This is a genomic window from Shigella sp. FC1567 (genome assembly GCF_001743015.1).
Classification (GTDB): Bacteria; Pseudomonadota; Gammaproteobacteria; order Enterobacterales; family Enterobacteriaceae; genus Escherichia; species Escherichia coli.
In genome coordinates, this window is the sequence record NZ_MIIV01000126.1 from 1 (window position 1) to 6,140 (window position 6,140).

Annotated in this window: 4 protein-coding genes and 5 pseudogenes; 4 read left to right on the plus strand and 5 right to left on the minus strand. The window is 48.3% G+C overall.

The genetic code is table 11. The features are described from left to right. Window positions 1-319: pseudogene (locus tag BHE85_RS09625) on the minus strand (transposase); the annotation flags it as partial. Window positions 320-385: 66 nt separating this feature from the next. Between BHE85_RS09625 and BHE85_RS09630 the strand changes: the two are divergent. Both BHE85_RS09630 and BHE85_RS09635 read left to right on the plus strand, forming a co-directional pair. Then, window positions 386-595: pseudogene (locus BHE85_RS09630) on the plus strand (MFS transporter); the annotation flags it as partial. A 110-nt stretch (window positions 596-705) separates the two neighbouring features. Then, a pseudogene (locus tag BHE85_RS09635) lies at window positions 706-1,628 on the plus strand (carboxylate/amino acid/amine transporter). 3 nt (window positions 1,629-1,631) lie between these two features. Here BHE85_RS09635 and nlpA read toward each other — a convergent pair. Then, a complete protein-coding gene (nlpA, locus tag BHE85_RS09640) occupies window positions 1,632-2,450 on the minus strand; it encodes a lipoprotein NlpA (RefSeq protein ID WP_000779430.1) in 819 nt (272 codons plus the stop codon). Window positions 2,451-2,671: 221 nt separating this feature from the next. Between nlpA and yicS the strand changes: the two genes are divergently transcribed. Next, window positions 2,672-2,965 carry a protein YicS gene (yicS, locus tag BHE85_RS09645; protein WP_000805509.1) on the plus strand — a complete coding sequence of 98 codons (294 nt, stop codon included), beginning with the start codon at window positions 2,672-2,674 and terminating at the stop codon, window positions 2,963-2,965. 40 nt (window positions 2,966-3,005) lie between these two features. On the opposite strand, the pseudogene nepI reads toward yicS, so the two are convergent. The 3 genes and pseudogenes from nepI to adeQ form a co-directional block, all read right to left on the minus strand. Beyond that, window positions 3,006-4,196 (minus strand): annotated as a pseudogene (nepI, locus tag BHE85_RS09650) (purine ribonucleoside efflux pump NepI). 210 nt (window positions 4,197-4,406) lie between these two features. After that, window positions 4,407-4,859, minus strand: coding sequence for a DUF1198 domain-containing protein (locus BHE85_RS09655; protein WP_001295241.1), 453 nt, complete (start codon window positions 4,857-4,859; stop codon window positions 4,407-4,409). Between the two features lie 52 nt (window positions 4,860-4,911). Further along, window positions 4,912-5,834 (minus strand): annotated as a pseudogene (gene adeQ, locus BHE85_RS09660) (adenine permease AdeQ); the annotation flags it as partial. Window positions 5,835-5,883: 49 nt separating this feature from the next. On the opposite strand from adeQ, the gene BHE85_RS09665 reads away from it, so the two are divergent. Continuing rightward, window positions 5,884-6,140, plus strand: a 257-nt coding sequence (locus BHE85_RS09665) for an IS1-like element transposase (protein WP_024259250.1), incomplete at its 3' end; no start/stop codon positions are given.

Here is a 6,140-nt window from a genome sequence, read left to right on the forward strand (position 1 = left end):
TGTCGCCATTGTTCGATTAACGCGTATTTTTCAGCGACTCCTGTGCAAAATACGCTGTTGCTTTTTTTAATATATCTCGCTCAAGGCGAGCTTCATTTAACGCCTTACGCAGTTGCAGAATTTCAGATTCCAGTTCAGCCACCGTGCGGGAACCAGGAGTACCGAGCCCTTTTCTGGCGGCGGTAACCCATTGTCCTAAAGTGCCTTCAGGAAGGGATAATCGGGAAGCGCCTTCACTGATCGAAAGTTGATTTTCAAGAACCGTTCTGACAGCTTCGGCTTTGAACTCTTTAGAGTAACGTTGGTTTTTTCTGCTCATTATTAGCTCCTTCTGATGCCATTCTATTTCAGGAAGGAGTGTCCGTTAAACTCAGGCTACCTCAGTATCGGCATGCTTTATTTTCAGGACTTAATGCCTGAAAAAATAGGCTCTGCGACAACGTTATATGCAAATACTTCACGCGTCGGCTGGATTATCGCCGGCTCTGTTGACGGAATTATGGTTGAAATCTGGAGCTACCATGCGTTGTTCTGGCTGGCGATAGGGATGTTGGGTATTGCGATGATTTGCCTGCTGTTTATTAAAGATATTTAGCTCACCAGTCTGGGCTAAGAAAAATCGGCGTGGCGCAAACAGAGCCATCCTCGCCATTTTTGCTATCATGCCTGCATACATAAACGACAAAACAGTATGCAGAGGGAAAAATGGGTTCCACCAGAAAGGGGATGCTGAACGTTCTGATTGCCGCCGTGTTGTGGGGAAGTTCAGGGGTCTGCGCGCAATACATCATGGAGCAAAGCCAGATGTCGTCGCAGTTTTTGACTATGACGCGTTTGATATTCGCCGGTTTGATTCTACTGACGCTGTCATTTGTTCATGGCGATAAAATCTTTTCTATTATTAACAATCATAAAGATGCCATTAGCCTGCTGATTTTTTCCGTGGTTGGCGCGCTAACTGTACAGCTCACTTTTTTGCTAACCATCGAAAAATCGAACGCAGCCACGGCAACGGTGCTGCAATTCCTCTCACCGACGATTATCGTCGCCTGGTTCTCACTGGTGCGTAAATCGCGCCCGGGCATTCTGGTTTTCTGCGCTATTTTGACATCGCTGGTCGGGACTTTTTTATTGGTGACACACGGTAATCCGACGTCATTATCGCTCTCTCCTGCCGCGTTGTTCTGGGGCATTGCCTCGGCATTTGCTGCTGCATTCTATACCACCTATCCCTCAACGCTAATTGCCCGCTATGGCACGTTACCAGTCGTCGGCTGGAGTATGCTGATTGGCGGTCTGATTCTGTTGCCTTTTTATGCCAGACAAGGAACAAACTTTGTCGTTAACGGCAGTTTGATTCTGGCGTTTTTTTATTTGGTGGTCATTGGTACGTCCCTGACATTTAGTCTGTACCTGAAAGGAGCACAATTAATTGGCGGTCCAAAAGCCAGCATTTTGAGCTGTGCAGAACCATTAAGTAGCGCGCTACTCTCTTTGCTGTTGCTGGGGATCACGTTCACATTACCGGACTGGCTGGGAACGCTGCTGATTCTGTCATCGGTGATTTTGATTTCAATGGATTCCCGTCGCCGGCCAGAAAAATAAATCGTCCGGCGCGGCATGAGTGAGAATTACCAGCCAGGCACCGCGCCACCGTTAAAAATGGTTTCTGCCGCTTTAGCGACTTCGGGTGATTGATAAGATTGCAGAAATTCCTTCACGTTTTCTGCATTCTTATTATCTTCCCGTGCCACCAAAATATTCACATACGGCGAATTCTTATCTTCAATAAATACGCTGTCGTGCACCGGAGAAAGCCCTGTCTGCTGAATGTAAGTGGTGCTGATAATCGCTACATCAACTTTGGGATCATCCAGTACGCGCGGAAGCTGCGCCCCCTCGAGTTCCATAATCTGCAAATGACGAGGATTATCGGTTATATCCAGCGCGGTATGTAATAACCCTTTTCCCTCTTTCAGAGTAATTAGCTTCTCTTTTTGCAACAGTAAAAGTGCGCGACCAAGGTTGGTCGGGTCGTTGGGGATCGCCACTGTCGCGCCTTCTTTTATTTGCGCCACGGTTGTGATTTTTTTGGAATAACCCGCCATAGGGAAGACAAACGTATTTCCCACCGCTACCAGTTTATAACCATGCGCCTGATTATCTTGTTCAAGAAAGGGTCGATGCTGGAAGACATTCGCATCAAGTTCGCCATGATTTGTCGCATCGTTCGGTAGCAACGAACCGCTAAATCCTACCAGTTCAACATCGAGGCCATATTTCTCTTTTGCCACCTTTTTAGCGACTTCCGCGACATCTTGTTCTGCGCCATTTATAACGCCAACTTTAATGTGTTTTGCATCGCTGCTACTCTGGTCGCAACCTGCCAGCAGAATTCCGGCCAGCAATAATGCGGCCCCTGTCCGTAGATGATGTGTTGTCAGTTTCATTTTTTTATCCTTTTATTAATGATTACCTGACTATAGCGGTAAGGTCGCTGCGGTTTAAAAAACGAAACGCTATCGATAAGAATAAAAAGGAATAAAAGTGGAATATAAAGTCTGGCACTTCTTACTGACCACGCAAGCGCGTTTCGTACAGAATGATGAGAGCGATGAAAGCAAACTACACTTATGCTTCATTCGATACACATTTGTAAAAGGTTGAATCCATGAAACCAACGACACTACTGCTTATTTTCACTTTTTTCGCTATGCCAGGCATCGTATACGCCGAGTCGCCTTTTAGCTCACTGCAGTCCGCAAAAGAGAAAACCACGGTATTACAAGATTTACGTAAAATTTGCACGCCACAGGCGTCATTATCAGATGAAGCGTGGGAAAAGTTAATGTTGTCAGATGAAAACAATAAACAACATATACGCGAGGCCATCGTGGCGATGGAACGTAATAATCAGAGCAATTATTGGGAAGCGTTGGGTAAGGTAGAATGCCCGGATATGTAAGAACAGCAACAACTACTGACCAACGCTTCTTTACCTGATATCAGGATTTCTTCATTTTCACCTTTGCAGTAACCAACAATGCAGTCAGCAACATCAATGTGCCGGACAACATCAACGGCGAAGTCAGACCAATATTATCCAGCGCATAACCGCCGATTGCCGCGCCACAGGTATTAGCAAGCTGAATAACCGCCACCTGAATAGACCCGGCTTTTTCTGCCTGATCGGCCAGCGAGCGGGTGATCCACGTTGACCAGCCGACGGGAACCAATGCAAAAGTTAGCCCCCAGATAATCGCCACGCCGGTAGCAACGATTTTATCGCTTCCCCACAACGTCAGTACCAACGCACTCACAGCCAGTATTCACGGCGCGCCTGCTAAGGCCAGTTTTACCGAACGTTTAAGAATGAACGACGAAAGCGACGTACCAATAAAGCTGGCGATACCAAAACTCAACAGCACCAGCGTTAAGCCATCCACGCCGAATCCCGCCAGGTTCATATACACCGGGCGAATATACGTGAAGAAAGCAAACTGCCCGGCGAAAGACATGAAGATGGCGATCATCCCTGCCATCACACCCGGACGTTGTAATAAGCGGAAAGTATTTTGTTTCTGATGCGAGGGTTCGCCTGGCAGTGAAGGCAATGATTTGATAATCCAGAAAATACACAGCACGCCCATCACCGCCGCCGCATTAAAGACATTGCGCCAACCGATAAGCTCGCCTAAAAAACTGCCCAACGGCGCGGCAATCACCAGCGCAATAGAAACCGCGCCGAAGATCACCGACAGCGCCTTCGGCACCGTACGCGGCGGCACCAGACGCATGGTCAGCGACGCCGACATCGCCCAGAACCCGCCCAGCGCCAGCCCCAGACAGGCACGACCGATTAAAAGCAAACTGAATGAGTTAGCAAAGGAAACCAGCAAGCAGGAGAGCGTCAGCAAAACGGCAAACAAAATAACAACGTAGCAGCGGTCAGTAGCCTGAATTGTCTGGGTAATAAACAAACTGGCAAACATTGCCACAAAGGCGGTCACGGTCACCGATTGCCCGGCAACCCCTTCCGAAATGCCTAAATCCTGGGCCATTGGCGTCAACAAACTGACGGGCAAAAACTCAACGATAATCAGACAGGCGACACAAAACGCCACCGAGAAAACGGCTGACCAGTTCGGTCGGGTGATGGCATCCGCGCCGCGGTTTTCGGCAATAAATTCACTCATGGTGTTACCCGTGGCATGTTTCAGGGGAAAAGCCGACCACTTTAACATTGAAATGTGTGACGCATTTAACGTTTTTGCAACTTTTACGGTGTTGCTTGAGCTGGAGTTAAGATCGAAACGGAACAGGGCAAAGATTACCGGATGCGGCGTGAACGTCTTATCCACCCGACAGGTCAGGCGCGGTCTGTAGGCTGATAAGACGAAGCGGTTTTAATGCAGCCAGTGAACGCCCTCGGCAGGCTGAAAGAACGCGTTATAGCGCATCTGAAAAGCATTAATATCCTGCATTTCAGGTTCGGTTTCGCGCAGAAAACCCAGCGCCAGCCTGACTTGAGCATCGGTAATCGGCGCGGCAAGACGGGCTTTTTGTAAAATCCGATGCCATTGCAGCAGGTTCTGTTCGCTACCATCGACAATGACAATTTGCCAGATGAGCAACACCTGCGCGGCGTTTTGCAGGTGCGACTCATCCGGGCGATGCAAATAACGTAAAAATTCGTCACCGGCTGACTTTCCCATTTGATCGACCATCGACTCCACGGGTACGACATCGATATTCAGCCGATCACTGAGACGGCGAATCGCTTTTCTGGCCCCGGATGTCAGCACCCGAAAACCAACCACAAACACTACCGCCAGCGTGGCGAGCATTATCCAGATCATGAGTTCTCCTGCGTAATCAGAACTCATGATATCTGGAAACCCTCGCCAGTTACTAATCCACCAGAATAATCTTCAGTGCAAACAGAGCTGCGACCACCACCACACACAGGTTCAGATCGCGCCAGCGCCCGGTGCACACTTTCATGATGCAGTACGACATAAAGCCGAGTGCAATCCCTTCGGTGATCGAGAAAGTAAAGGGCATCATCACCGTGGTAATAAACGCAGGCACCGATTCGGTAAAATCATCCCAGTTAACGTGCGCCAGGCTCGAAGTCATCAGCACGCCAACAAAGATTAACGCTCCGGCGGTTGCGTAAGGAGGAACCATCGCCACCAGCGGTGAGAAGAACATAACCAACAGGAACATAACGCCAACCACAACCGCAGTCAGCCCCGTGCGGCCACCGACTGCCACACCAGAAGTACTTTCAATATAGGCAGTAACAGACGAGGTGCCGATAAACGCACCCGCCACCGAACTGACGCTATCAACATACAGCGCCTTATTCATATTGGGGAATTTACCGTTACCATCTATTAAGCCCGCTTTATCAGTTACACCAATTAATGTTCCTGATGAATCAAATAGGTTGATCAGCATAAAGGAGAAAATGATACCGGCGAGTTCAAGTGTTAACGCGCCGCTCAAATCTACTTCACCAATGACGCCGCTAATATCAGGCGGAATGGAATAGACGCCGCTAAAATGAACATCACCGAAAAATAATCCACAGCAAGACTCACCACTATAGAAACCAGCACCGCGGCATGAAAATGACGTGATGACAACACGGTTATAATAAAAAACCCTAAAATACCTAACAACACGCCGTGAGAACTTAAATCGCCAATCATCACCAGCGTGTCTTTATTGGCGACAATAACGCCAGTATTTTTTAATCCCATTAAGGCGATAAATAATCCAATTCCGCTGGTGATACCAATACGTAAACTTAAGGGAATGTTGGTAATGCTGCCAACTTACTGATTTAGTGTATGATGGTGATTTTAAGGTGCTTGCGTGGCTTCCATTTCCATCAGATGTCCTTCCTGCTCCGCTACTGAAGGCGTGGTGCGTAACGGCAAAAGCACTGCCGGACATCAGCGCTATCTCTGCTCTCATTGCCGTAAAACATGGCAACTACAGTTCACTTACACCGCCTCTCAGCCCGGTACGCACCAGAAAATCATTGATATGGCCATGAATGGCGTCGGATGTCGCGCCAGTGCACGCATTATGGGCGTTGGCCTCAACACGGTTTTACGTCACTTAAAAAA